Annotated in this window: 25 protein-coding genes and 1 tRNA gene; 13 read left to right on the top strand and 13 right to left on the bottom strand. The window is 68.3% G+C overall.

Annotation, left to right across the window (positions count from 1 at the left end):
- Positions 1–94: 94 nt before the first annotated feature.
- Positions 95–1,168 (bottom strand): recombinase RecA, encoded by a 1,074-nt coding sequence (gene recA / locus ICN82_RS05600; RefSeq protein WP_193180593.1) that lies wholly within the window; start codon positions 1,166–1,168, stop codon positions 95–97.
- A gap of 365 nt (positions 1,169–1,533) precedes the next feature.
- Between recA and clpS the strand changes: the two genes are divergently transcribed.
- Genes clpS through ICN82_RS05615 form a run of 3 tightly spaced genes read left to right on the top strand, consistent with a single transcriptional unit; the run spans position 1,534 to position 3,686 of the window.
- Positions 1,534–1,854, top strand: coding sequence for an ATP-dependent Clp protease adapter ClpS (gene clpS, locus ICN82_RS05605; RefSeq protein WP_226898309.1), 321 nt, complete (start codon positions 1,534–1,536; stop codon positions 1,852–1,854).
- 21 nt (positions 1,855–1,875) lie between these two features.
- Complete coding sequence (locus ICN82_RS05610; protein ID WP_193180595.1) at positions 1,876–2,883, top strand: class I SAM-dependent methyltransferase; 1,008 nt, start codon at positions 1,876–1,878, stop codon at positions 2,881–2,883.
- The gene (locus ICN82_RS05615; RefSeq protein WP_193180596.1) at positions 2,880–3,686 is read left to right on the top strand and encodes an SDR family NAD(P)-dependent oxidoreductase; all 807 of its coding nucleotides are present in this window, start codon (positions 2,880–2,882) and stop codon (positions 3,684–3,686) included. The genes ICN82_RS05610 and ICN82_RS05615 overlap by 4 nt, the downstream gene beginning before the upstream one ends.
- Here the strand turns inward: ICN82_RS05615 and ICN82_RS05620 are convergent.
- On the bottom strand, positions 3,667–4,053 hold the full coding sequence (locus ICN82_RS05620; RefSeq protein ID WP_193180597.1) for a hypothetical protein: 387 nt from the start codon (positions 4,051–4,053) through the stop codon (positions 3,667–3,669). The genes ICN82_RS05615 and ICN82_RS05620 overlap by 20 nt on opposite strands.
- A 184-nt stretch (positions 4,054–4,237) precedes the next feature.
- A complete protein-coding gene (locus tag ICN82_RS05625) occupies positions 4,238–4,900 on the bottom strand; it encodes a hypothetical protein (protein WP_193180598.1) in 663 nt (220 codons plus the stop codon).
- Positions 4,901–5,394: 494 nt separating this feature from the next.
- Between ICN82_RS05625 and ICN82_RS05630 the strand changes: the two genes are divergently transcribed.
- From ICN82_RS05630 to ICN82_RS05640, 3 genes are all read left to right on the top strand, one after another.
- Positions 5,395–9,009, top strand: coding sequence for a vitamin B12-dependent ribonucleotide reductase (locus ICN82_RS05630; RefSeq protein WP_193180599.1), 3,615 nt, complete (start codon positions 5,395–5,397; stop codon positions 9,007–9,009).
- 349 nt (positions 9,010–9,358) lie between these two features.
- Positions 9,359–9,946, top strand: a complete 588-nt coding sequence (locus tag ICN82_RS05635; RefSeq protein ID WP_193180600.1) for a P-loop NTPase family protein — start codon at positions 9,359–9,361, stop codon at positions 9,944–9,946.
- 35 nt (positions 9,947–9,981) lie between these two features.
- Entirely contained in the window at positions 9,982–10,848 is an 867-nt protein-coding gene (locus ICN82_RS05640) for a 50S ribosomal protein L11 methyltransferase (RefSeq protein ID WP_193180601.1), read from the top strand.
- Positions 10,849–10,939: 91 nt separating this feature from the next.
- On the opposite strand, the gene ICN82_RS05645 is transcribed toward ICN82_RS05640, so the two are convergent.
- The gene (locus ICN82_RS05645; RefSeq protein ID WP_193180602.1) at positions 10,940–11,143 is read right to left on the bottom strand and encodes a DUF1127 domain-containing protein; all 204 of its coding nucleotides are present in this window, start codon (positions 11,141–11,143) and stop codon (positions 10,940–10,942) included.
- Positions 11,144–11,456: 313 nt separating this feature from the next.
- Between ICN82_RS05645 and ruvC the strand changes: the two genes are divergently transcribed.
- From ruvC to ruvB, 3 genes are read left to right on the top strand one after another with little or no spacing between them, the layout of a single operon-like run.
- Positions 11,457–11,963 (top strand): crossover junction endodeoxyribonuclease RuvC, encoded by a 507-nt coding sequence (ruvC, locus tag ICN82_RS05650; RefSeq protein WP_193180603.1) that lies wholly within the window; start codon positions 11,457–11,459, stop codon positions 11,961–11,963.
- A complete protein-coding gene (ruvA, locus tag ICN82_RS05655; protein ID WP_193180605.1) occupies positions 11,960–12,640 on the top strand; it encodes a Holliday junction branch migration protein RuvA in 681 nt (226 codons plus the stop codon). Before ruvC ends, ruvA begins: the two co-directional genes overlap by 4 nt.
- A gap of 34 nt (positions 12,641–12,674) precedes the next feature.
- Positions 12,675–13,697: a Holliday junction branch migration DNA helicase RuvB gene (gene ruvB, locus ICN82_RS05660; RefSeq protein ID WP_193180607.1), complete on the top strand. Its 1,023-nt coding sequence runs from the start codon at positions 12,675–12,677 to the stop codon at positions 13,695–13,697.
- 145 nt (positions 13,698–13,842) lie between these two features.
- Here ruvB and ICN82_RS05665 read toward each other — a convergent pair.
- From ICN82_RS05665 to ICN82_RS05675, 3 genes are all read right to left on the bottom strand, one after another.
- Positions 13,843–13,916, bottom strand: a tRNA-Gly gene (locus tag ICN82_RS05665).
- Between the two features lie 80 nt (positions 13,917–13,996).
- Complete coding sequence (locus ICN82_RS05670) at positions 13,997–14,917, bottom strand: tyrosine recombinase XerC (protein WP_193180609.1); 921 nt, start codon at positions 14,915–14,917, stop codon at positions 13,997–13,999.
- Positions 14,914–15,609: a DUF484 family protein gene (locus tag ICN82_RS05675; RefSeq protein WP_193180611.1), complete on the bottom strand. Its 696-nt coding sequence runs from the start codon at positions 15,607–15,609 to the stop codon at positions 14,914–14,916. The genes ICN82_RS05670 and ICN82_RS05675 overlap by 4 nt, the downstream gene beginning before the upstream one ends.
- 136 nt (positions 15,610–15,745) lie before the next feature.
- Between ICN82_RS05675 and ICN82_RS05680 the strand changes: the two genes are divergently transcribed.
- Together ICN82_RS05680 and fsa are read left to right on the top strand one after the other, a co-directional pair.
- Positions 15,746–16,552 (top strand): alpha/beta hydrolase family protein, encoded by an 807-nt coding sequence (locus ICN82_RS05680; RefSeq protein ID WP_226898304.1) that lies wholly within the window; start codon positions 15,746–15,748, stop codon positions 16,550–16,552.
- Positions 16,553–16,663: 111 nt separating this feature from the next.
- Complete coding sequence (gene fsa / locus ICN82_RS05685; RefSeq protein WP_193180613.1) at positions 16,664–17,317, top strand: fructose-6-phosphate aldolase; 654 nt, start codon at positions 16,664–16,666, stop codon at positions 17,315–17,317.
- Positions 17,318–17,468: 151 nt separating this feature from the next.
- Here the strand turns inward: fsa and ICN82_RS05690 are convergent, their stop codons facing one another.
- From ICN82_RS05690 to ccmI, 5 genes are all read right to left on the bottom strand, one after another.
- Complete coding sequence (locus tag ICN82_RS05690; protein ID WP_193180615.1) at positions 17,469–17,975, bottom strand: bactofilin family protein; 507 nt, start codon at positions 17,973–17,975, stop codon at positions 17,469–17,471.
- Positions 17,959–19,269 (bottom strand): DUF5930 domain-containing protein, encoded by a 1,311-nt coding sequence (locus tag ICN82_RS05695; RefSeq protein ID WP_193180616.1) that lies wholly within the window; start codon positions 19,267–19,269, stop codon positions 17,959–17,961. The genes ICN82_RS05690 and ICN82_RS05695 overlap by 17 nt, the downstream gene beginning before the upstream one ends.
- A gap of 386 nt (positions 19,270–19,655) precedes the next feature.
- Positions 19,656–19,886: a DUF1289 domain-containing protein gene (locus ICN82_RS05700; RefSeq protein ID WP_193180617.1), complete on the bottom strand. Its 231-nt coding sequence runs from the start codon at positions 19,884–19,886 to the stop codon at positions 19,656–19,658.
- Entirely contained in the window at positions 19,879–20,361 is a 483-nt protein-coding gene (gene ruvX / locus ICN82_RS05705; protein WP_193180618.1) for a Holliday junction resolvase RuvX, read from the bottom strand. The genes ICN82_RS05700 and ruvX overlap by 8 nt, the downstream gene beginning before the upstream one ends.
- On the bottom strand, positions 20,358–21,587 hold the full coding sequence (ccmI, locus tag ICN82_RS05710; protein ID WP_193180619.1) for a c-type cytochrome biogenesis protein CcmI: 1,230 nt from the start codon (positions 21,585–21,587) through the stop codon (positions 20,358–20,360). Before ccmI ends, ruvX begins: the two co-directional genes overlap by 4 nt.
- A 282-nt stretch (positions 21,588–21,869) precedes the next feature.
- Here ccmI and ICN82_RS05715 point away from each other — a divergent pair, with 282 nt between their 5' ends.
- Together ICN82_RS05715 and ICN82_RS05720 are read left to right on the top strand one after the other, a co-directional pair.
- Positions 21,870–22,025: a hypothetical protein gene (locus ICN82_RS05715; protein WP_193180620.1), complete on the top strand. Its 156-nt coding sequence runs from the start codon at positions 21,870–21,872 to the stop codon at positions 22,023–22,025.
- 261 nt (positions 22,026–22,286) lie between these two features.
- Entirely contained in the window at positions 22,287–22,889 is a 603-nt protein-coding gene (locus tag ICN82_RS05720; protein WP_193180621.1) for a superoxide dismutase, read from the top strand.
- A gap of 63 nt (positions 22,890–22,952) precedes the next feature.
- Here the strand turns inward: ICN82_RS05720 and xth are convergent, their stop codons facing one another.
- Positions 22,953–23,750 (bottom strand): exodeoxyribonuclease III, encoded by a 798-nt coding sequence (gene xth / locus ICN82_RS05725; protein ID WP_193180623.1) that lies wholly within the window; start codon positions 23,748–23,750, stop codon positions 22,953–22,955.
- Positions 23,751–23,786 lie beyond the last annotated feature (36 nt).

Below are 23,786 nucleotides of genomic sequence, written 5' to 3' on the forward strand. Positions count from 1 at the left end.
CGCGCGGCGCCTGCGTCAACGAGGGGCGCGCATATGAGAAAACCCCGCCCGGACGGGGCGGGGCCTGCAGGATCGGGCCGCGATGGCGACGGCGTCAGTCCTCCGTGAGCGCGTCGCCGCCTTCGTCTTCGCCCATGTGGAAATCCAGCCCGTGGGCGGCGCGGATCTGATCCTCGATCTCCAGGGCGATCTTGGAATTCTGCCGCAGGTAGGTCTTGGCATTCTCGCGCCCCTGGCCGATGCGCTCGTCGCCATAGGAATACCAGGACCCCGATTTCGCCACGACCCCGGCCTTGACGCCCAGATCCAGCAATTCGCCCATCTTGGAAATGCCTTCGCCATAGACGATGTCGAACTCGACCTGCTTGAAGGGCGGGGCGACCTTGTTCTTGACGATCTTGACGCGGGTGGCGTTGCCGACAACCTCGTCGCGATCCTTGACCGAGCCGATGCGGCGGATGTCGAGCCGCACGGAGGAATAGAATTTCAGCGCGTTGCCGCCCGTGGTCGTCTCGGGCGAGCCGAACATGACGCCGATCTTCATGCGGATCTGGTTGATGAAGATGACCATGCATTTCGACCGGCTGATCGAGGCGGTCAGCTTGCGCATCGCCTGGCTCATCAGGCGGGCCTGGGCGCCGACCTGGGCATCGCCCATGTCGCCCTCGATCTCGGATTTGGGGGTCAGGGCGGCGACGGAATCGACGACGATCATGCTGACCGCGCCGGAGCGCACCAGCGTGTCGGTGATCTCCAGCGCCTGCTCGCCGGTATCGGGCTGGCTGATCAGCAGGTCATCGAGATTGACGCCCAGCTTGCGCGCGTATTGCGGATCGAGGGCATGTTCGGCATCGACGAAGGCGCAGATCCCGCCCTTCTTCTGTTCCTCGGCCACGCAATGCAATGTCAGCGTGGTCTTGCCCGAGCTTTCGGGCCCGAAGATCTCGATCACCCGGCCCTTGGGCAGGCCGCCGATCCCCAGCGCGATATCCAGGCCGAGCGAGCCGGTGGAGGTCGCCTCGATTTCCTGTACCGCGCCGTTCTGGCCGAGCTTCATGATAGAGCCCTTGCCGAATTGCCGCTCGATTTGCGCCAGAGCGGAATCCAGCGCCTTCTGCTTGTCCATACTGCGTGTCCCGCCCAGATCGAGGAGGTTTGCCGAAGCCATTTTGCCTGTCCTTATCTCATGCCCGCCAAGGGGCGGCAATGCCGGTTCTGTTCTGCTCTTGTTCTCAATATGGAGAACAGACGGGAACATTTCAACTTAAAATCTTTCCTGCACTATCGGGACGACTCGTTAAGGCAGATTTAAGCCGCGCGGCGACCCGGCGGCGCGGCGGATTGCCGACCGGGCCGGATGCGGTTGTGACATTCTTGACCAAATCGTCCTTAATATTGCCGCGACTCGGTCTCCGGCACCCTGTTGCGGCCGCAAGGCTCTTTCATCATCCGGAGCGCGACGTATATTGTGCCGCACCTGAGAGAACCCGAAGAGCCCCCGGAGCCTGCCACGTGCCTCATTTCGAACCGATCCTGTCCGGAAAGGACGGCAAGACCGACGACGATGCCGGGGTCATCACCAGGACCAAGCCCCGGACGAAACGTCCGCCGCTGTACAAGGTGCTGATCCTGAACGACGATTATACGCCGATGGAATTCGTCGTGCATGTGCTGGAGCGGTTCTTCGGCCTGAGTCACAGCCAGGCTTTCGAATTGATGCTGACGGTGCACAAGAAGGGCGTCGCGGTCGTCGGCGTATTTTCCTTCGAAGTGGCGGAAACCAAGGTGGGGCAGGTGATGGATTTCGCCCGCCGCCACCAGCATCCGCTGCAATGCACCATGGAAAAGGAATAGCGGCCCGCGGGCCGGTCTCCCATGCTGAAACGTATTTCCCTGGCGCTCGAGACGGGCGCCGCACCGATGCCCGCAAGCGGACGCATCGCTGTCTTCGATCCTCCCGCCGCACCGCTCCTGCCCGGCATCGACCCCGCGCGGATCGAGGTGGTCTCCGCCTCGGCGCGGCTGCATGCAGATTGCGCGCGGGCGGGGATCTCCGCCGTCGAGCAGCCGCGTGGCAGCTATGCCGCCGCTCTGGTCTGTCTGGACCGGTCCCGTCCCGCGGCGCGGTTGCAGATTGCAACCGCCGTCGCCGCACTGCCCGAAGGCGCGCCTATTCTGGTCGACGGGCAGAAGACCGACGGGGTGGACCCCGCCATGAAGGATTGCCGGGCCCGGGTCGAGATATCCGACAGCTATGTCAAATCGCATGGCCGACTGTTCTGGTTCGCCGCCGCGCCCGTCTTCGGGGACTGGGCGGCGCTTGCCGCGGACTGGCCGGCGGTGGAGGGGTTCCGCACCGCCCCGGGGGTGTTTTCCGCCGACGGGGTGGATCCCGGTTCGCTGCTTCTGGCACGGACGCTTCCTGTGCTGAAGGGCGCGGGGGCGGATCTGGGGGCGGGCTGGGGCTATCTTTCGGCAGCGGTCCTGAAAAACGACGCCGTGACGCGATTGCACCTGGTGGAGGAGGATGGCCGCGCGCTGCGGGCCGCCCGGGCCAATCTGGACGATCCCCGGGCGCGGTTCCACTGGGCAGATGCCACGGCCTGGCAGGAACCCGAGGGGATGGAATTCGTGATCTCCAACCCGCCTTTCCATGCCCGGCGCGAGACAAGCCCCGATCTGGGCCGGGCCTTCATCGCGGCCGCGGCGCGGATGCTGGCGCGGCACGGGCGGCTGTGGATGGTTGCAAACCGCCATCTGCCATATGAGGCGGAACTGGCGGCGCGGTTCGGTTCCGTCAGGGAAGTGGTGGCCCAATCCGGCTACAAGGTGATAGAAGCCGGCCTTCCGAAATCCGTCCGGGACCCAAGGAGACGCGCATGAGCCTGTCCGTCGAAGGAAAGACCGCCATCGTGACGGGGGCGGCTAATGGCATCGGCCTGGCCGTCTCGCGCCATCTGCTGGACCAGGGCGCGCATGTCATGATGGTCGATATGGACGAGGCCAAGCTGACCGAGGAATTCGGCGCGCTGCCCGATCGCGAGAACGCGGCCTGGTTCGCCGGCGACCTGCGCGAGAGGCTGACCCTGGCCAACCTGATGTCCGCCACGCTGGATGCGTTCGACCGGCTGGACATCCTGGTCAATGCCAGCCGCCAGGTCACGGCCGAGGACCCGCTGGCCGTGGCGGGGGACGAGACGCTGAAGGAGCTGCTGCAGCAGAACCTGATGCCTGCCTACCGGCTCAGCCAGCTTGCCGCGAAGCGCATGATTGCCCAGGCCGAGGGCGGCGACGAGGACGCGCCTGTCGGTTCGATCATCAATGTCTCTTCCATCGCGGCGCGCCGTTCGCCGCCGGAATTGCTGGCCTTCTCGGTTTCGACCGCGGCGCTGGACCAGCTGACGCGCTCGCTGGCCGTGGCGCTGGCTGAACATCGCATCCGCGTCAATTCCGTCGCCTTCGGTTCGGTCATGTCCGACAGCCTGAAGACGACGCTGAAGGAGAATCGCGGCTACCGCGAGGATATCGTGGAGAACACGCCGCTGCAGCGCATCGCGGGGCCCAAGGAGGTGGTGGAGACGGTGCAGTTCCTCGCCTCGGAGGGCTCGGCCTTCATGACCGGTCAGATCCTGACCATCGATGGCGGCCGCACGCTGGTCGATCCGGTCAGCGCGCCGGCGCACTGACCGCGACGGGCCGCCCCTGGGCCGAGCAGCTGGATCCGCCCAGCTGTTCGCGCTTCAGCAGCAGGGAGTCCAGCTTGCGGCGCTCGGATTCCGGATCCACCGCGACGCGCCGTTCATAGGTGTTGGGGTAGTTGTCGAAACACCATCCCAGATGACCATAATAGCCCGAGCGGCCGCAGAAGGACAGGCCGACGCTGACATCGCGGGTCTCCGTCTGGTAGGCATAGCCACGGGCCAGGTTCTGGCGCGTCTCCTCGATCAGCGCATCCAGGTGACGTTCCTCGCGGCTCAGCCCGCGTTCGCAGCGCTCCTGGGCAGTGCCGCAGGCGGCCAGCAGCATCAGAACCGAAAGAACATGGGCGCGCATCCGAAAGCCTCCGTCAAGACACGCCGTCACCATGTGGGAACCGCCCTCCGGCGTCAACCACGTCACCTTCGGCGGCATTTGCCCCCGGCGGAGGCGTCGGGCGGTGCGCGCCGGATCGGAAAGAGGCGTCCCGGTCCCGCTGGCTGCCGCCCGTCCCCGCGGCGCGGGGGCGGGCTTCGGTCCGTCAGCCCCGGCGACGGCGGCGCAGCAGCGCGGTCATGGCCAGGGCAGAGGCCATGGCAAGGGCGGTCGGGGGCACCGGAACGGGGGCGACCGGCGGGGGCGGGGAGTCCGAGCCGCCGCCACCGCCGCCTCCGGTCCCGCCATCGATGATGGTCCGGTCGCTGATGCCGCCGGAGCCGCCCGAGGAGCTGCCGCCGCCGGGCAGGCGCCCGCCGGGCGTGTAGACCTCGAACGGGTCGGACCGGTCGCGGTCGCCGTCGGGGCGATCAACTTGGCGCGACCCGTAGCCGGGGGTCGTGGCAGCGACCGACGTCACGGAGATGCCGGGGAAGAGATCGACGAAGCCGTCGGAAACCCTGCGGGTGACTTCGGGGGTCAGCGGCGCCTGCACGGGTTCCAGCCCGGCATATTCGTCGGGGCTGTCCGAGCTGCAGATCTCGGTCCGGCGGTCCTGGTAGCCGGACCATTCCTGGTCGGTCGCGGCCCGGCCCAGGATGTTGCGGGCATAGGACTCGCGGCTCAGCGCGGCGTCGCAAGGGCGTTCGATGCAGACCGGCGGCGGGCGCGTTCCCTTGAAGCCTTCGCGCCATGCGGATTCGAGATCCGCCTCGCGAACGCAGGTCTCGCCGAGGAAGTCGTTGTAATAGGGAACCGTTCCGGCCATCGAAATGCCCGGAAATCCGGCCAGTCCGAGGCCGAAGCATACCAAAAGGGCGCGCGAAATTGCGCGGCAAGAAGGTGACATCAGGCGTCTCCCCCGTGAACGATTCTGTGTGTGTCTGAAGGTTGATCTAGGCCTGACCCCGGGTGAATGCACGGGTTTTGAATGATTAAAGTAAATCAATATACGTCAGGATATATCCCGTTTACCCGGGGGATAGGTGGCCTATCCGAACCATTTGTTGGGGTGTCAACGACTAAAACCACCAGCTGTAGTGATTTCTTCGTTGACGTGATGGGGGAGGACACGTTTAGTTGAGGTCAGGCGATGGCTGACCGCAACATCTGGTGTCATCGCCGATCGGGGGACATTTCGGCAGCTATATCTTGTGGCCCTGCCAGGCCACCGAGCCGTCTTGCGCATCCCCGTCCCAGGCGAAAGGCGGCAGCCCCTTCCTTCGGGCTGCGCAGAACCGGCAGCGATCCGCAGAGGCCCGCATGAAGATAGAGCGCACCTTCACCACCGACGACGCGGATGCCTATGCCGGGCTCGATTTCAAGCGGGTCTCTTCCGAGATCCGCAATCCCGACGGGCAGGCAGTGTTCCGCCTTGACGGGGTGGAGGTGCCCGCAGGCTGGAGCCAGGTGGCCTCGGACGTCCTTGCACAGAAATATTTCCGCCGCGCGGGCGTGGCGGCGCGGCTGAGGAAGGTGCCCGAGAAAGGCGTGCCGGACTGGCTGTGGCGCGCCGAGCCGGATCGCGAGGCGCTGGAGGGTTTGCCCGAGGAGGCCCGCTTCGGCGGCGAGACCTCTGCGCGGCAGGTCTTCGACCGGCTTGCCGGGGCCTGGACCTACTGGGGCTGGAAGGGCGGCTATTTCACGGCCGAGGCGGATGCCCGCGCCTATTTCGACGAGATGCGGCTGATGCTGGCCCGCCAGATGGCGGCGCCCAACAGCCCGCAATGGTTCAATACGGGGCTGCACTGGGCCTACGGGATCGACGGACCTTCGCAGGGACATTTCTATGTCGACCCCTTCACCGGCGAGATGGTCCAGTCGGCATCGGCCTACGAGCATCCCCAGCCCCATGCCTGCTTCATCCAGTCGGTCAGCGACGACCTGGTGAATGCGGGCGGCATCATGGACCTCTGGGTCCGCGAGGCGCGGCTGTTCAAATACGGCTCGGGCACCGGCACGAACTTTTCAAGCCTCCGGGCCGAGGGCGAAGCCCTCTCCGGCGGCGGCAAGAGCTCCGGTCTGATGGGTTTCCTGAGGATCGGCGATCGGGCAGCGGGCGCGATCAAGTCGGGCGGCACGACCCGGCGCGCGGCCAAGATGGTGATCTGCGACGCGGATCACCCGGATATCGAGGACTTCATCAACTGGAAGGTGAAGGAAGAGCAAAAGGTGGCGAGCCTGGTGGCAGGCTCGAAGATGCACGAGATGCATCTCAACCAGATCTTCGCCGGGATTGCCCGATGGGACGGCAGCATCGAGGATGCCACCGACCCGGCGAGGAACGACGCCCTGAAGACGGCGATCCGCAAGGCCAGGAAGGCCATGATCCCGGAAACCTATGTCAACCGCGTGCTCCAGTACGCGCGGCAGGGCTACAGCTCGATCGAGTTTCCCAGCTATGACACCGACTGGGACAGCGAGGCCTATGGCACGGTCTCGGGTCAGAATTCCAACAACACGGTGCGGGTGACGGATGCTTTCCTGGAGGCGGTCCGCGAGGATGGCGACTGGGCGCTGCTGCGGCGCACGGACGGCAAGGTGGCCAAGGTCCTCAAGGCGCGCGACCTGTGGGAGCAGATCGGTCATGCCGCCTGGGCCTGCGCCGATCCGGGGCTGCAGTTCCACGACACGATCAATGCCTGGCATACCTGCCCCGAGGATGGCCCGATCCGCGCCTCCAACCCGTGTTCGGAATACATGTTCCTCGACGACACGGCCTGCAACCTCGCCTCGCTGAACCTGGTCGCCTTTCTCGGCGACGGGCAGTTCCGGGCGCGGGATTTCATGCAGGCGGTGCGGCTTTGGACCCTGACGCTGGAGATCAGCGTGGCCATGGCGCAGTTCCCATCCGAGGCGATCGCGCGGCGATCCTGGGAATTCCGCACGCTGGGCCTGGGATATGCCAATATCGGCGGGCTGCTGATGAGCCTCGGCCATGGCTATGATTCCGCCGAAGGGCGGGCGCTCTGCGCGGCGATCACCGCGATCATGACCGGCACCGCCTATGCGACCTCGGCCGAGATGGCCGCCGAGCTGGGCGCCTTTGCGGGGTACCAGCGCAATGCCCGCCACATGCTGCGGGTGATCGGCAACCATGCGCGCGCCGCCGAGGGGCAGGCCGGGGGATACGAGGGGCTGTCGGTGGCACCGGTGCCGCTGGACCGCGCCGCCTGTCCCGATTCCGAACTGCCCCGCCTGGCGCAGGCCGCCTGGGCGGAGGCGCTGCGGCTGGGGCAGGCCCACGGGTTCCGCAATGCCCAGGCCACCGTCATCGCCCCGACCGGGACGATCGGGCTGGTGATGGATTGCGACACGACCGGGATCGAACCCGATTTCGCGCTGGTGAAATACAAGAAGCTGGCGGGTGGCGGCTATTTCAAGATCATCAACCGCGCGGTGCCCGGTGCGCTGGAGAGGCTGGGCTATGCGGCGGACCAGATCGCGGAGATAACCGCCCATGCCGTCGGGCACGGCACCCTGGCCACGGCGCCGGAAATCGATCACACCGCCCTGATCGGCCATGGCTTCGGCCCGCAGGAAATCGCCAAGGTCGAGGCGGCCCTGGCCACCGCCTTCGATATCCGCTTCGTCTTCAATCAATGGGTGCTGGGCAAGGATTTCTGCACCGGCGTGCTGGGCATTCCCGAGACGCTGATGGCCGATCCGACCTTCGACATGCTGGCGCATCTGGGCTTTTCCGCGCGCCAGGTCGAGGCGGCCAATGACCATGTGGTCGGAACCATGACGCTGGAGGGCGCGCCGCATCTGAAGCCGGAACACCTGGCCGTCTTCGACTGTGCCAGCCCCTGCGGCCGACGCGGGCGGCGGTGCCTGTCGGTCGAGAGCCACATCACCATGATGGCGGCGGCGCAGAGCTTTGTCTCGGGGGCGATTTCCAAGACGGTCAACATGCCGGGAGATGCCACCATCGCCGCCTGCCAGGAGGCCTATGACCTGAGCTGGCGGCTGGGGGTTAAGGCCAATGCGCTCTATCGCGACGGCTCGAAGCTGAGCCAGCCGCTGGCGGCGGCGCTGATCGGCGAGGACGATGAGGCGGCCGAGACGATGGAGATCGGCACGCCGCCGCAGAAGGCGCAGCTGCTTGCCGAGAAGATCGTCGAACGCATCGTCGTCAAGGAGGTGCGCGCCGCGCGCGAAAGGCTGCCGGAGCGGCGCAAGGGCTATACCCAGAAGGCGATCATCGGCGGGCACAAGGTCTATCTGCGCACCGGCGAATATCGCGACGGGTCGCTGGGCGAGATCTTCATCGACATGCACAAGGAGGGCGCGGGGTTCCGCGCCATGATGAACAACTTCGCCATCGCCGTCTCGGTGGGGCTGCAATACGGCGTGCCGCTGGAGGAATTTGTCGAGGCCTTCACCTTCACCCGGTTCGAGCCCGCGGGGATGGTGCAGGGCAACGACTCGATCAAGTCGGCGACCTCGATCCTCGACTACATCTTCCGCGAACTGGCGGTCAGCTATCTCGACCGCACCGACCTGGCGCATGTCGAGCCGCAGGGCACCAGCTTCGACACGCTGGGCGGCGGCGTCGGAGAGAGCCTGCCGGGACCCGCGGCGCCCGGCGCGGGCTCGCGGTCGCTGGAGGTGCTGCGCCAGATCAGTTCCTCGGGGTACCTCAGGAACCGCGTGCCCGCGGACCTGGTCGGCGGGGGGTTGGGCTTCGATGCGGTGCTCGACCCGCCCCGCAGCCGCGCCCCGGCCGCGACGGAGGTCCGGGCCCAGGCCCGAACGCAGGCGCGCCTCCAGGGATTCGAGGGCGATCCCTGCGGCGAATGCGGCAACTACACGCTGGTGCGCAACGGCACCTGCCTGAAATGCAACACCTGCGGCGGAACGTCGGGCTGCAGCTGATCCCATTTCCTTTCCGGTGGCGGCACCGCCGCCTCCGGCCGCTCCCGGGTCGCAGGCAGACAACCACGATCGAGCAGAAGAAGATCGAACCTGGACAGCGATACTCGCCCCCGCGCAAGCGGGGGCTTTTTCCATCCGTGGCGGCGCGGCACGGGCTGAATGAGGCCTGCAGGGGCGGCTTGCGCGCGACCTGGGGTGCCGGGGCACCCGCGCCGCCTGCACCCGCCCAGAATTGCGGCAGTGCGGCGGGGATTTCGCCGCATCCGCATGGTCGCGCTTGGCAGCGCGATCCGTCATGGCCTATTCATGTGCCAGTCTTTCGATCCCAATGGACTCGCAGGGGGCGGCCATGCGGCACGAGACCTGGTCTAAGAAACGCAGCGGCTGCCGGATCCACATTTTCGGCGCTTCCGGATCGGGCACCTCCACCCTGGGGCGGGCGCTGGCCGGGGCGCTGGCCTCCCAGCATTTCGACAGCGACGATTTCTACTGGATGCCGACCGATCCGCCCTTCTGCGAGCGCCGCCCCGAGGCGGAGCGCCTGGCGCTGATGCAGGCGGTCTTCGTGCCGCGCAGCGACTGGGTGCTGTCGGGATCGCTGGAGCGCTGGGGACTGCCCCTCGCGCCGCGAGTGACGGTCGGGATCCACCTGTCGCTGGAACCCGAGATCCGGCGCGCCCGGCTGGAACGGCGCGAGGCGCTGCGCTGTGCCTGCGGGCGCGGCTGGGGGCAGCCCTTCTGCCAGCGCTGCACCGCCTTCCTGTGCTGGGCCGACCGCTACGAGGCGGGCGACCGCCCCGGGCGCAACCTGCAGGTCGATGGCGACTGGGCGCGCGCGCTGGCCTGTCCGGTGCTTCTGCTGGACAGCAGCTGGCCCGTGACGGAACTTGTCGGGACCGTCCTGGACAGGCTTGACCAGATGACGGCGCTGGCCTAGGGCCGGGGCCTGTTCCCTTCACCCCCGAGGACCCCATGCCCACCTGGACCGCCCTGACCACGCTTGCCGATCGCGACAAGGCGGAGGCGCTTGCCGAGCGCCTCGAGGAGATCGAGCCCGAGCCCTACGGCGTCGGCGCCTTCGAGATGGAGGACGGATCGGGCCTGTGGGAAATCGGCGGCTATTTCACCGAGGCCCCCGACGAGGTGGCGCTGGCGCTGCTGGCGGCGGCGCATGGGGCGAAATCCTTCACGGTCTCGGAACTGCCGGAAACCGACTGGGTCGCCAAGGTCCGCCGCGAACTGGCCCCGGTCGAGGCCGGGCGGTTTTGGCTGTATGGCAGCCATGATGCCGACAGCCTGCCCGATGACAAGGTGTCTCTGCTGATCGAGGCGGCGATGGCCTTCGGCACCGGCCATCACGGCACCACCCAGGGCTGCCTGACCGCCTTCGACCGGCTGCTGAACCAGGGGTTCGCCACGGGCCCGGTGGCCGATATCGGCTGCGGCACGGCGGTTCTGGCGATGGCGGCGGCAAAGGTCTGGGACATCGTGCCGGTGGCCAGCGATATCGATCCCGTCGCGGTCGAGGTGGCGCTGGCCAATGCCGCGGCCAACGGGCTGGAAGGCCGGATCCACGCGATCGAGGCGACCGGCTTCGACCATCCCGACCTGGCGGGGCATTTCCGGCTGATCTTCGCGAATATCCTGAAGGGACCGCTGATCGATCTGGCCCCGGACATGGGCCGCGCCGTCGCGCCGGCGGGCGCGATCATCCTGTCGGGGCTGCTCAACGACCAGGCCGGGGAAGTGCGTGCCGCCTACGAGGCGGAGGGCTTTGCGCTGGACGATCACCTGGTGCTGGGCGACTGGTCGACACTGACGATGATCCGCGCCGCCTGATCCGGCTCCGCGCGGCCCGCGGAAACGACAAAGCCCCGGTCGCAGGACCGGGGCTTTTGATTTTGCGCGGCGGTGCCGCGTCCGGGCCGGATCAGGGCTTGGAGAAATCCATGTGGCGGATGTCGTAGCGCGAGATCCCCAGATCGGCCAGTTCCCGGTCGTCCAGCGCGTAAAGCTCGGCGCGCGCGGTCTCGGCTTCGCGCCAGCGGGTCCAGGCGGCGCGGGCGCGGTCGATGAGGGCGGCGGGGCCGTGGCCGGCGGTGCGGGGCAGGGTGTTGGTGGTGATGGCGGCCATGTCGGTTGTCCTCTTCTCGGATCGGGCGGATGTGTCAGGACGGCTTCGATGCCGTTCGCAACAGCAGATAGGCCCCGCCGATCGCGGCCACAACCGACAGGAGAGCAAGTCCCCCTTGCGCCGGGCGCATGTCTTCGCAGTTGCAGCAAGTACCTGTTAAGCCAGCCGCCTCCAGCGTTGCCCGGCCCTGCGCGGCAGGCGATTGCGACCTTGCCCCCGCGACAGGCCTGCGAAAGCATTTGCCGGATGTTCGCTTTTCGTGCTAGCCACGGGCAAAAGCGAATGACAACAACACGGGCAGGGCGGGCAGGCCATGCGCATCATCGGCATAGACCCGGGCCTGCAGCGGCTCGGTTGGGGCGTGATCGAGTCCGAGGGCTCGCGCCTGCGCCATATCGGCAACGGCGTGCTGCTTTCGGGGCAGGGGGCGCTGGCGGAGCGGCTGGCGCGGCTGTTCCACGCGCTCAGCGAGGTGGTCGCGCGCTTTGCCCCCGACGGGGCGGCGGTGGAGCAGACCTTCGTCAACAAGGATGCGGCCGGCACGCTGAAACTGGGCCAGGCGCGCGGCATCGCGATGCTTGTTCCGGCTCTGGCCGGGCTGGAGATCGGCGAGTATGCTCCGAATGCGGTCAAGAAGGCGGTGGTGGGCGTGGGACATGCCGAGAAACATCAGGTGGAACACATGATCCGTCTCCAGTTCCCGGGGGTGACGCTGGCCAATGCCGACGCGACCGATGCGCTGGCCATCGCGCTGTGCCACCTGCGCCACAACCAGGCCAGCCACAGGCTGAACGCCGCGATCCTGAGGGCAAGGGGATGATCGGCCGCCTTTCGGGACAGCTGGTCTACCGCGCGACCGACCATGTCATGATCGATGTGCAGGGCGTGGGCTACCTGGTCTATTGCGCCGAACGGACGCTGGCCGGCCTGCCCGCCCCGGGCGAGATGGTCTCGCTCTATACCGACATGCTGGTGCGCGAGGACCTGCTGCAGCTTTTCGGGTTCCGCACCCTGGCCGAGAAGGAATGGTACCGTCTGCTGTGCACGGTGCAGGGCGTGGGGGCCAAGGCGGCGCTGGCGATCCTTTCCGCGCTGGGTCCGGACGGGACCGGACGGGCGATCACGCTGGGGGATGCCAATGCGGTGCGGCAGGCCCAGGGGGTCGGCCCGAAACTCGCGCAGCGGATCGTCATGGAGCTGAAGGACAAGGCCGCGAATGTGCTGGCCATGTCCACCCCCATCGCCGCCGCGCCCGCCATGGCGCGCCCGGTCCCGCGGGGCGCGGCGCCGCCGGTCGAATTGATCGAGGCGCCGGAGCCCTTGCCCGAACCCGTGGCGGACAACCGCCAGGCGGATGCGATCTCGGCGCTGGTCAATCTGGGATATTCCATGACCGAGGCGGCGACCGCCGTTGCCCGCGCCGCGCAGGATGCCCCCGAGGCCGATACCGCCCAGCTGATCCGCGCCGGGCTCAAGTCGCTGATGCCGAACGGATGAGCATGGCGGACGACGCCCGGGAGGGATGGCACTCATGAGCGATCCGCTTCAGATGACGCCGGAGGAGACGCCGGAGGATCGCGACCGCGCCCTGCGGCCGCGGCAGCTGGAGGCCTTCATCGGCCAGGCGGAGGCGCGGGCCAACCTGGCGGTCTTCATCCAGTCCGCCCGCCAGCGCGCGGAGGCGATGGACCACACGCTGTTCCACGGCCCGCCCGGCCTGGGCAAGACGACGCTGGCGCAGATCGTGGCGAACGAGCTGGGCGTGGGGTTCCGCATGACCTCGGGGCCGGTCCTTGCCAAGGCGGGCGATCTGGCCGCGATCCTGACCAATCTGGAGGCGCGCGACGTCCTTTTCATCGACGAGATCCACCGGCTGAACCCGGCCGTGGAGGAGGTGCTGTACCCCGCGATGGAGGATTTCGAGCTGGACTTGGTGATCGGCGAGGGCCCGGCCGCGCGCACCGTGCGGATCGAGCTTCAGCCCTTCACCCTGATCGGCGCCACCACGCGGCTGGGACTTCTGACCACGCCGTTGCGCGACCGGTTCGGGATTCCGGTGCGGCTGCAATTCTACACGGTGGAGGAACTGACGCTGATCGTCAGCCGGGGCGCGCGCCTGCTGGGCGTGCCCTGCGATCCCGACGGCGCGGTGGAGATCGCGCGCCGCGCCCGTGGCACGCCGCGGATCGCCGGGCGGCTGCTGCGCCGGGTGGTCGATTTCGCCCTGGTCGAGGGGGACGGACGGATCACGCGCGCGCTGGCGGATGGCGCGCTCACCCGGCTGGGCGTCGACAATCTGGGTCTCGACACCGCGGACCGGCGCTATCTGCTGCTGCTGGCGGAGGCCTATGGAGGCGGTCCGGTGGGCATCGACACGATTGCCGCCGCCCTGAGCGAGAGCCGCGATGCGCTGGAAGAGGTGATCGAGCCCTTCCTGCTGCAGCAGGGCATGATCCAGCGCACGCCGCGCGGCCGGATGCTGGCCCGCGCCGCCTGGGATCACCTCGGCCTGATCGCGCCGCGCCCCGCGGATCAGGGCAATCTCTTCGACTGACCGGTCGCCGGGCATGGATCGGCCCATGGCGCGGACTGGGGGGGCGCAGGGGGCCTCCGCCGACCCCGCGGCACCGGAGGCGGCCGCGCCGACAGCGGCGGGATCGACGCATCCTGGTCCGGTCCGGAGGAATTCAGGGGAATGCTGGAGCGGGTGAAGGGAATCGAACCCTCGTCGTCAGCTTGGGAAGCTGCTGCTCTACCATTGAGCTACACCCGCTTGCGAGGCTCCGGATATCCGCCCCGGAGAGGGGCGTCAAGCGGGTTTTCGCAAGGCACCGCGCCGCCTTGCCGGGCGCGTCACCCGCGCGGATGCGCCCCGTGATAGACATCCATCAGCCGCGCCGCGTCCAGCGCGGTATAGGCCTCGGTGGTCGAGAGGTTGGCATGTCCCAGAAGCTCCTGGATGGTGCGCAGATCGCCGCCGCGGTTTAGCAGGTGGCTGGCGAAACTGTGGCGCAGCGCATGCGGCGTGGCGGTGGCGGGCAGGCCCAGCTGCAGGCGGGTGGCGCGGATCACCTTCTGGATGGCGCTCTGGCCCAGCTCGCCGCCGCGCGCGCCGCGGAACAGCGGCCCGCCGGGCGAGAGGTCGAAGGGACACAGGCGGCGATAGCGTTCCACCGCTTCGCGGGCCACGGGCAGCACGGGCACCACGCGTTCCTTGCCGCCCTTGCCGATGATGCGCAGGCTGTCGGCCAGGGGGGCCTGTCCCGCATCCAGTCCCAGCGCCTCGGAGATCCGCAGACCGCAGCCGTAAAGCAGCGTCACCACCGCAACGTCCCGCGCCGCCACCCAGGGGTCGCGCGCCTGCAGCTCCACCGTCTGCAGGACCGCGCGGGCGGCATCCTCGGTCAGCGGGCGCGGCAGCTTGCGGGTATAGCGCGGCGAACGGGTGGACAGCACCGCGGTCGCATCGAATCCCTCGCGCTCGGACCACCAGTTGTAGAAGCTCTTGACCGCCGACAGCGCCCGCGCCCGCGACCGGGCGGCCAGCCCCTTGCCGGTTTCGTGGGCCAGCCAGGCGCGCATCGCCGTGAGGTCGACCTCGCGCAGCCTTGCGGGGGCGGCGCCGCCTTCCAGATAGCCTGCCATGAAGCCCAGATAGTCGCGCAGATCGGCGCCATAGGCCAGGATGGTGGCGTCGGATGCATCGTCCAGCGCCTTCAGCGATGTCAGCCAGCGTTCCAGCAGGTCCCGCGTGGCGGGGGGCAGGCCGATCATCCGATCAGCCCGCGCAGCGTCCGTTCGCAGCAGCGCCCGAACAGGGTCAGCAGGTCGGTGGCATGGCCGGGCAGGTACTGGTCGGCATCGGCGGAGCCGATCGCCAGAAGCGCCGGCGGCGCGGTATCGCCCAGCTCCAGCCGGAACAGCGCCTCGCTGGCAACCGGGCCGCGGCTTTCGTCATGCAGGCGCGGCATCTTCTCGGGCACGCGGCGCAGCGCCACGGGCACCGGACGGCCGGACCGCCAGCTGTCGATATAGCGGGTGATGTCGCCGGTCCCCACCGGCACCAGCACGGGGTGCTCCATCGGCATGCGGCCCTCCACCAGGATGCGGATCGAGGCGGCGCGCAGGATGTCGGCGACGTCGCTGCCCAGGCAGTCGAGGAAGGCCTCCAGCTGCAGCGGGGCGATCATGGCGAGGATCGCGCGATGCACCTGGGACGTGGTGGAGACATTGTCATAGGCGGCCGAGATCACCGTCTGATGGGTGGTCTCCAGCCGCGCCAGCCGGTCCTCCAGCCGGGCGATGGCCAGGCCGCGCAGGTCGATGACATTGCCGCCGCGCAACCCGTCATCGGCCGCGATCAGCGCCGCCATCAATTCGGTATCCTCCAGCACGGCGGAGGGGTTTGTCAGGATCTGGTCGCGCACATCCGGCTTTACCGCCGTCGCCGTGTCGGTCTGTGTCATCTGCTCTGCTGCCTCGGGCGTTGTTGTTGTGCCGAGGCTAGCGCATTTTCTCACCCTTGGGAATCGCCGAACCCTTAACGGCGGCGCCCGCTGCGTCTAGGCTGGCGCTTTGACGACCCCGAAAGCGAGTGATCCCATGTCCGACCTGCCGCCCGATCCCGCCGTGACCCTGCTGGGCGACGGGCCCGCCCCCGCGATGGAGGGGGAATGGCCCGACCGGCAGGTGCTGCGTGTTGCACGGCCCGAATTGCATGCCCTGGCGGTGACGGCGCCCCGGGGCCGGGTGCTGATCCTGGCCGGGGGCGGCTATGCCCGGCTGATGTACGACAAGGAAGGCATGGAGGTGGCCCGCTGGCTGGCCCGCGCGGGGCTGGAGCCGCATCTGCTGCTGCACCGGCTGCCCGGGCAGCCGGATGGCGCGGGCGGCACCTGGCCCGCCGATGTCGCGCTGCAGGACGGGCTTGCCGCGCTGGCGCATCTCGACGCGCTGGAGCCGCTGCCGCTGTTCATCCTGGGGCTGTCCTCGGGCGGGCACCTGGCGGGGGTGCTGGCCTGCCACGCGCCGCAGGCGGCGGGGGCGCTGATCGGCTATGCGCCGCTGAACGCCAATCACCGCGACCACAAGTTCCCGCCCGGCAAGCCGGATTACCCCCCGGCGGAAAAGCAGGATTTCTACGATGCCTGGCCGGTGGGCCTGGCGGCGCATCCCCATGGCGTGCCGCGGGTGCCGCTGTTCCTGGCCTATGCGCTCGGCGACCGTTCGGTGCCGGTGCAGCATCTGACGCGCCTGCTGGAGACCGCCGCCGCCGAGGGTCTGGATGCGGATGCGCATGTCTTCGGACGGGCCCCGCACGGATTCGCCCTGCGCGACCGTTCCGGCAGCCATGCGGACTGGCCGCAGCTGGCCCTTGCCTGGATGGACCGGCGGCTGGCCTGCGGCTGAGCGCCGGCTTTTGCCGCGGGCGCGGGCGGCCTATCAGCGCAGGGACTCCCCCGGCGCGGCTGTTTGCGGTAACAGGAATGCGACCCTCTGGGGAGGCCAAAGGAGAGAGCCATGAAATTCTTTGTCGATTCCGCCGATATCGACGCGATCGCCGAACTGAACGACCTGGGCATGGTCGACGGCGTGACCACCAACCCGTCGCTGATCATGAAATCGGGGCGCGACATCCTCGAGGTGACGAAAGAGATCTGTGCCCTGGTCGAAGGCCCGGTTTCCGCCGAGGTGGTTTCGGTCGACGCGGAGCAGATGATCGCCGAGGGCCGCAAGCTGGCCGAGATCGCGCCCAACATCACCGTCAAGGTGCCGCTGACCTGGGACGGGCTGAAGGCGTGCAAGGTGCTCTCGGGCGAGGGCAAGATGGTCAATGTCACGCTGTGCTTCTCGGTCAACCAGGCGCTTCTGGCGGCCAAGGCGGGGGCGACCTTCATCTCGCCCTTCATCGGGCGGCTGGATGACATCAACCTCGACGGGATGGAGCTGATCGCCGATATCCGCGAGGTCTACGACAATTACGGCTTCGAGACCCAGATCCTCGCCGCCTCGATCCGCTCGGCCAACCATGTCGCCGAAAGCGCGCGCATCGGGGCCGACGTGATCACCGCCCCGCCGGGCGTCATCAAGGCGCTGGCCAGCCATCCGCTGACCGACAAGGGGCTGGCCGCCTTCCTCGCCGATATCGAGAAGACCGGGCAGAAGATCCTCTGATCCGGCGGATCGCCGCAGCATCGGGGCCGGGCCGCGGGGCGCCGGCCCCTTTGCGTTTCCGGCCCTGTCCGGCCCGGGACCGCCGCGCCAGCGAAAAGGGCGCATGGGGAACCATGCGCCCTGAAAGACGGTACCGAAGGCCCTGGACGGGTCAGCCCTGGCCGGGCGCAGGGCCTTCCGCGGCCTGGCGCGAGGCGGGCGGCGGCAGCGCCTCCTTGGCCTCGGCAAGCGGGTTTTCGTTGCGCTGCACCGAACCCTCGAAATGGGCCCCGGCCTCGATCGCGATGGTCTTGTGGATGATGTCGCCCTCGACACGGGCGGTGGAGGTCAGCCGGACCTTCAGCCCGCGCACCCGGCCGATCACCCGGCCATTGACCACCACGTCATCGGCGACGATCTCGCCGGAGACCACGGCGCCTTCGCCGACGGTCAGAAGCTGGGCGCGGATGTCGCCCTCGACCTTGCCCTGCACGGTGATGTCGCCCTGGGTGCGGACATTGCCGATGACCGTCAGGTCGGAGGACAGCACCGAGGCGGGCGCCTTCGGTGCTGCGGCCGGACCGGGCGCCGCCACGGGGCTGCGCGGTTCCGCCGGGGGCTTCTCGGCCTCGGCTGCAGGCTTGGATACCGGATCGGTGAGCTTATTTTTCTGAAACATCGCGCGCTGCCGTCATATAGGTCATGGGGTTGGTCGGCTTGCCCCCCACACGGACCTCATAGTGCAGGTGCGTGCCGGTGGAGCGGCCCGAATTACCCATAGCACCGACGACATCACCTTTCGAGACTTTCTGCCCGACCTTCACGCCAAGCTTCGACATGTGGCCATAGCGCGTCTCGATTCCATATTCGTGCCGGATCGTGACCAGCCGGCCATAGCCCGACATCCAGCCCGCATGCGTCACCACCCCGTCGGCGGTGGCGTGGATCGGCGTGCCGTAGGCGGCGGCGAAATCGACGCCCTCATGCATGCGGCCCCCGCCGCGGATCGGATCGCGCCGATAGCCGAAGGGCGAGGTCACGCGATACTTGGTCTCCAGCGGCTCGGCCACGGGCAGCGCATCCATCGCCATCGAGTACAGGTTCAGCGTCTGCATGTGGGTCAGGATGTTGTTGGCGCGCCGGGTCTCGGGCGCGGCCTCGCCGCTGGTCGACAGGGCGATCGGGGTCAGGGGGCCGCCCTGGCCGTCCTGGCGGTTGCGCATGGTTTCGATCAGGCTGTCGGGATTGAGCCCCAGCCGCGCGAACATCTGGTCCAGCGGCTCCATCGAGACGGCCACCGCGTCCTCGAGCTTGGAGAAGATGCGGTCGTTCTTCTCGTTCTCGAGACGCAGGGTCAGGTTCAGGTCGGCCAGCTCGGCTTCGTTCCGTGCCAGTTGGTCGGCCAGAGCCTGACGCTCCTCGGCCATGTCGCCGAGCGCATCGGTCATCAGCGCCAGCGCGGCATTGTCCGCGGCATCCGAGGCCTCGCCCTGTTCCAGCGCTGCCAGCCGCTGCGAGGCCGAGTCGAGCTCGCCCTGGGCGGCGCGCAGCTGCGTGCGCAGCATGTCGGCCTCGTCGGTCTTTTCCTTCTGCGCCAGCTCGGCATCGAAGATGCGGGTCTGAAGCCCGGAGAGCTGGTCGAGAAGCGTCGCGAACTGCTCCTGCGCGGCCAGCGCCTCCATGTGGCGGCGGTCGCGTTCCGAGGCCAGCGCATTGATGCGGGTCTCGTAGACCGCGCGGTCCGCCTCGGCCTGTTCGCGCGCGGCGCCGCCCTGCATGAACTGCACGGTGACCAGCGCCGTCGCCGTCACGGTCCAGCCCACCAGCATCACGCCCCCGGCCCAGGCCAGGACCTGGTCGCGGGTCTTCAGCCGCACGAAACGGGTGCCGGCGCCGGATTTCAGGAAAATGCGCTTCTCCGCAAAGGGACCGGTCCGCTCCCTCGGGGCGGCCTCGAAACTTAGCGACTTCATCCACACACTCCCCTGCTGGTCCGTCTTCCGCGACTTGACATGCCTGTGAACCTCGGGGGGGAGGCATAGCGGCAGACGGGCAGGGCAGCAACATCTAGATAGGTCGCAGGCCGGGCAGGAGATATCTGGGGGGACATCTCGGCGAAAACTCGCCGAAATTGACCTGTGCCGGGCGAATGGCCGCCGATGCGGCAATTGCGCAACATGGGCGGGCCGAACCGGCGTTTAATCTCGTCCGGACAGAGGTTTGGCGCAGAAATTTACGTTGCGGCAGGCCGGTTTGGGAGGGCTCATGCCCCGATCGGCCCGTCCTGTCGAACAGGGGCGCACCAGGGGCGGTCCGGGCCGGCAGTGCGGCGCGCGGGGCGGAATCACCCGGGGCGCGGTCAGTCCTGCCCCTGGCCGGTGGGACCGGCCGGGCGGCGCCGCCGGCGGCGCCGCTGCGGCACCAGCCCCGCGCGCCCCGGCAGCTGGGCCAGGATCTCCGCGCGTTCCTGGTCGCCATACATCTTCCAGCGGGCGATCTCCTCGACGCTGCGCAGGCAGCCGATGCAGATCCGGGCCTCGTGATGCACCGTGCAGACCCCGGTGCAGGGGGAGTTCAGCTTGTCACCCATGGGCGTCTCCTTGCAGGTGCCGCAGCCGGTCCAGGGCGCCCTGAAGGATGAACCCTGCGGCGACATGGTCGATCACCTCGGCACGGCGGCGGCGCGAGGTATCCGCCTCCAGCAGGGCGCGTTCGGCGGCCACGGTCGACAGCCTCTCGTCCCAGAACCCCATGGGCAGCGGCGTCAGCGCGGAGAGGTTGCGCGCGAAGGCGCGGGTCGATTGCGCCCGCGGCCCCTCGCTGCCATCCATGTTGCGCGGCAGGCCCAGGATGATCCCCGAGACCTGGCGTGCCTCGAGGATCGTCAGCAGCGCCGCCGCGTCGAGCGAGAATTTCTTGCGCCGCACCGTCTCGATCGGGCTGGCGACGCCGCGCATCGTGTCGGAGACGGCGACGCCGATCGTCTTGGTGCCCAGGTCCAGGCCTGCCACTGCGCCGAAGCGCGGCAGCGCCTCCGCGAATTCCGCCAGATCATCCGTTATCACAGGTTCAGCCCCGCCTGTCGTGCCGCCGCGTCCAGTTGTGCCATCGCGGCCGGGTCGGCGGCAAAGCTGCCCCGGGCCTCGTCATAGATCGCCTGCGCGCGCCCGGTCTGGCCCAGCACGCCGAGCGCGCCGATCAGCCGGGCCCATTCCGCCGCGCTGCCGCCCTGGTCGGCCAGCCGCGCGGCCAGCCCTTCGACCATGCCCTCGACCATCGCCTGCCGGTCGCCGTCGGACAGATCCTGCGCGGCCGCGATATCGGCGGCCTCGGGACCGGGCAGGGCAGGCGCGGCCGGCGCGGCCGGGGGCGTGTAGCGGATGCCCGCGCGCTGCGCCGCCTGTCCGATCTGCGCGCGGATCGGCGCGACCCAGGGCGCATCGGGTCGGCTCTGCTCCAGCAGGTCGCGCCACAGGCCGAAGGCGATGTCGGGCCGCCCGGTCTGGTCATGCATCAAGGCCATGTAATAGCGCGCCAGCGGATCGCGGGGATCGCGCGCCAGCGCCTCGTCCAGGGCCGTCTCCGCCTCGGGGCTGACATAGCCGCCCGCGGCCATGACATAAAGCTCGGCCAGTTCGGACCAGCCGCTGGCCGGGGCTTCCGCGCCGGTCAGCTCCAGCAGGCGCCGCTGCGCCTCGTAGGCGGCGGTGAAATTTCCCAGATTGGCCTCGTTCTGCGCCAGGAGCTGGAAGCCGCGCGGATCGCTGTCGCGTTCGGCCACGGTGCGGCGCAGCTGCGCGACCAGTTCCAGATATTGCGGATCGGCCTGCGGCGGCGGGGCGGGGGGACGCTCGGCCTCGGCCGCCGCCTGGGAAGGGCGTTCGGCGCGCATCCGCGCGGCCATCTCCATGCGGTGCTGCAGCGGCAGATCGCCATAGCCCGGGGCGCCCAGCCAGTCATAGGTGGCGATCGAACCGCCCAGCAGGACAGCCGCTCCGGCGGCCATGGCGGCGCGCGTGGCCCATCGCGGCGCGGCGCCCGGCCGCCGGGTGGCGCGCTCGCGATCCGCATCGAGGATGCGCCGCGAGATCTCCAGCCGCGTGCGTTCGGCCGTCCCGGGGGCGATCACCCCGCGCTCCAGGTCGCGCTCCAGCTCGGCAAGCTGTTCGCGATAGACGGCGATGTCGAAATCCGCGGCGGAGCGCCCCCCGGGCCCGCCGCGCGCCATGGCGCGCAGGAGCGGGAAAAGAACGACCAGCGCCATCAGGCAGGAGAGGATCCAGAAACTCATGGTTCCGACATAGGCGCTCTGCGGGCCGGGCAAAAGCCGGATTCGCCGGGAGCGGATCCCGGGCGCTTGCCGCACGTCCTGCGATGCATGGGTTTCACATTAAAATCACCATGTAACGTGTTGATTTCATGTAGTGCCGTATTGGACTGTATGAGGTTCGACCAGTAACAATCTGATTGGAATAGATTAATCGGAATTTGCCCGTGGAGGGCGCCGGAATGGGAACCGGAATGCCGCCAAGGCGTTCTCGTCGGGAATGAACATAAGAACGGAGCAGATCACATGGCACGCAAATCCCTCAATGCAACCCTGACCTTCATTCTCGGCCTGTGTCTGGCGGCGCTGGTGGGGACCGTCGCCTATGTCTATACCGGCGGCGATTTCGGCGGGGAGAGCGAGGCGGAGATCCAGATCGATCTGCCCGGCGACAACGGCTGATCCGGCCGGGGCGCCGGGTGCCGTCATGACATGTCCCGCGACAACCCGTCCCGGCGTTGCGCGCGTCTCGACACTGCCCGGCGCTCTTTCGCGGGGCCTTTCCTTTCAACATGTTGGCGAAGACAACGCCCGGGATGGAGGAAAGTTCCCGCCGCCGCGGCATGTCCCGGAAAAACCCCGCGGCGCCGCCTGCCGGGGTTGACGCGCCGCCGAAGGAGGCCTCTATACGGGGCAGAACTCAAAACCTGTGAGGGGTCCAAAATGGCTTTCGAACTTCCCGATCTTCCCTATGCCCATGACGCGCTTGCCGATCTGGGCATGTCGAAGGAAACCCTCGAGTTTCACCACGACATCCACCACAAGGCCTATGTCGATAACGGCAACAAGCTGATCGCCGGGACCGAGTGGGAAGGCAAGTCGCTGGAAGACATCATCGCGGGCACCTACAATGCCGACGCGGTCGCCCAGAACGGCATCTTCAACAATGCCTCGCAGCACTGGAACCACATCCAGTTCTGGGAAATGATGGGCCCGGGCACCGGCGCGATGCCGGGCGAGCTTGAAAAGGCGATCACCGAATCCTTCGGCTCGGTCGACAAGTTCAAGGAAGAGTTCTCCGCCGCGGGCGCGGGCCAGTTCGGCTCGGGCTGGTGCTGGCTGGTGAAGGACAGCGATGGCAGCCTGAAGGTCACCAAGACCGAGAATGGCGTGAACCCGATCTGCTTCGGCCAGACCGCGCTTCTGGGCTGCGACGTGTGGGAACATTCCTACTACATCGACTTCCGCAACAAGCGCCCGGCCTACCTGTCGAACTTCCTCGAGAAGCTGGTCAACTGGGAAAACGTGGCTTCGCGCCTCGGCTGAGCCCGGTTCCACCGCTGATCGCGAGGGCCCGCTCCGCAAGGAGCGGGCCCTTTGCGTGCGGGCTCAGGCGGCCAGCTCGATCCAGACCGGCACATGGTCCGAGGGTTTCTCGCGGCCGCGCACGGGCTTGTCGATCTGGGCATCCTCCAGGAGGTCGGCCGCCTGCGGCGACAGCAGCAGGTGGTCGATGCGGATGCCGTTGTCGCGGTCCCATGCGCCGGCCTGGTAGTCCCAGAAGGTGAAATCGCGCAACCGCGCGGCGGGCGGGCGGTGCGGTTGCACGGCGCGGATCGCATCGGTCAGCCCCAGCGCCAGCAGGCGCCGCCATGCCGCGCGGGTTTGCGGCAGGAACAGCGCGTCCTCCGTCCAGGCCTCGGGGCGGGCGGCATCCTCGGGCTGGGGGATGATATTGTAGTCCCCGGCGAAGATCACCGGTTCCTCCAGCGCCAGCAGCTCGGTCACCCGTGCTTCCATCCGGGCCAGCCAGGCCAGCTTGTAATCGTATTTGGGCCCCGGTGCCGGATTGCCGTTGGGCAGGTAGAGCCCGCAGACCCGCACCGGGCGCGCGCCGGTCACGGTGGCCTCGATCCAGCGCGCCTGGGGGTCCGCATCGTCGCCGGGAAGGCCCCGGGTGACATCCTCCAGCGGCAGGCGCGACAGGATGGCGACGCCGTTGAAGCCTTTCTGCCCATGGGTCTCCACCCGGTAGCCGCGGTCCTCGAAAGGCTCGTGCGGCACGCCCTCATCGACCGATTTCAGCTCCTGCAGCAGCGCGACATCCGGCCGGGCCTCGTCCAGCCAGTCCAGCAGCGCGGGAAGCCGCGCCTTGATGCCGTTGATGTTGAATGTGGCGATCTTCATGCGTCCGGTCCCTTTCGCGCCTGCGGATGTGCCGCA

Source organism: Mangrovicoccus algicola (genome assembly GCF_014903745.1).
GTDB classification, from domain to species: domain Bacteria; phylum Pseudomonadota; class Alphaproteobacteria; order Rhodobacterales; family Rhodobacteraceae; genus Mangrovicoccus; species Mangrovicoccus algicola.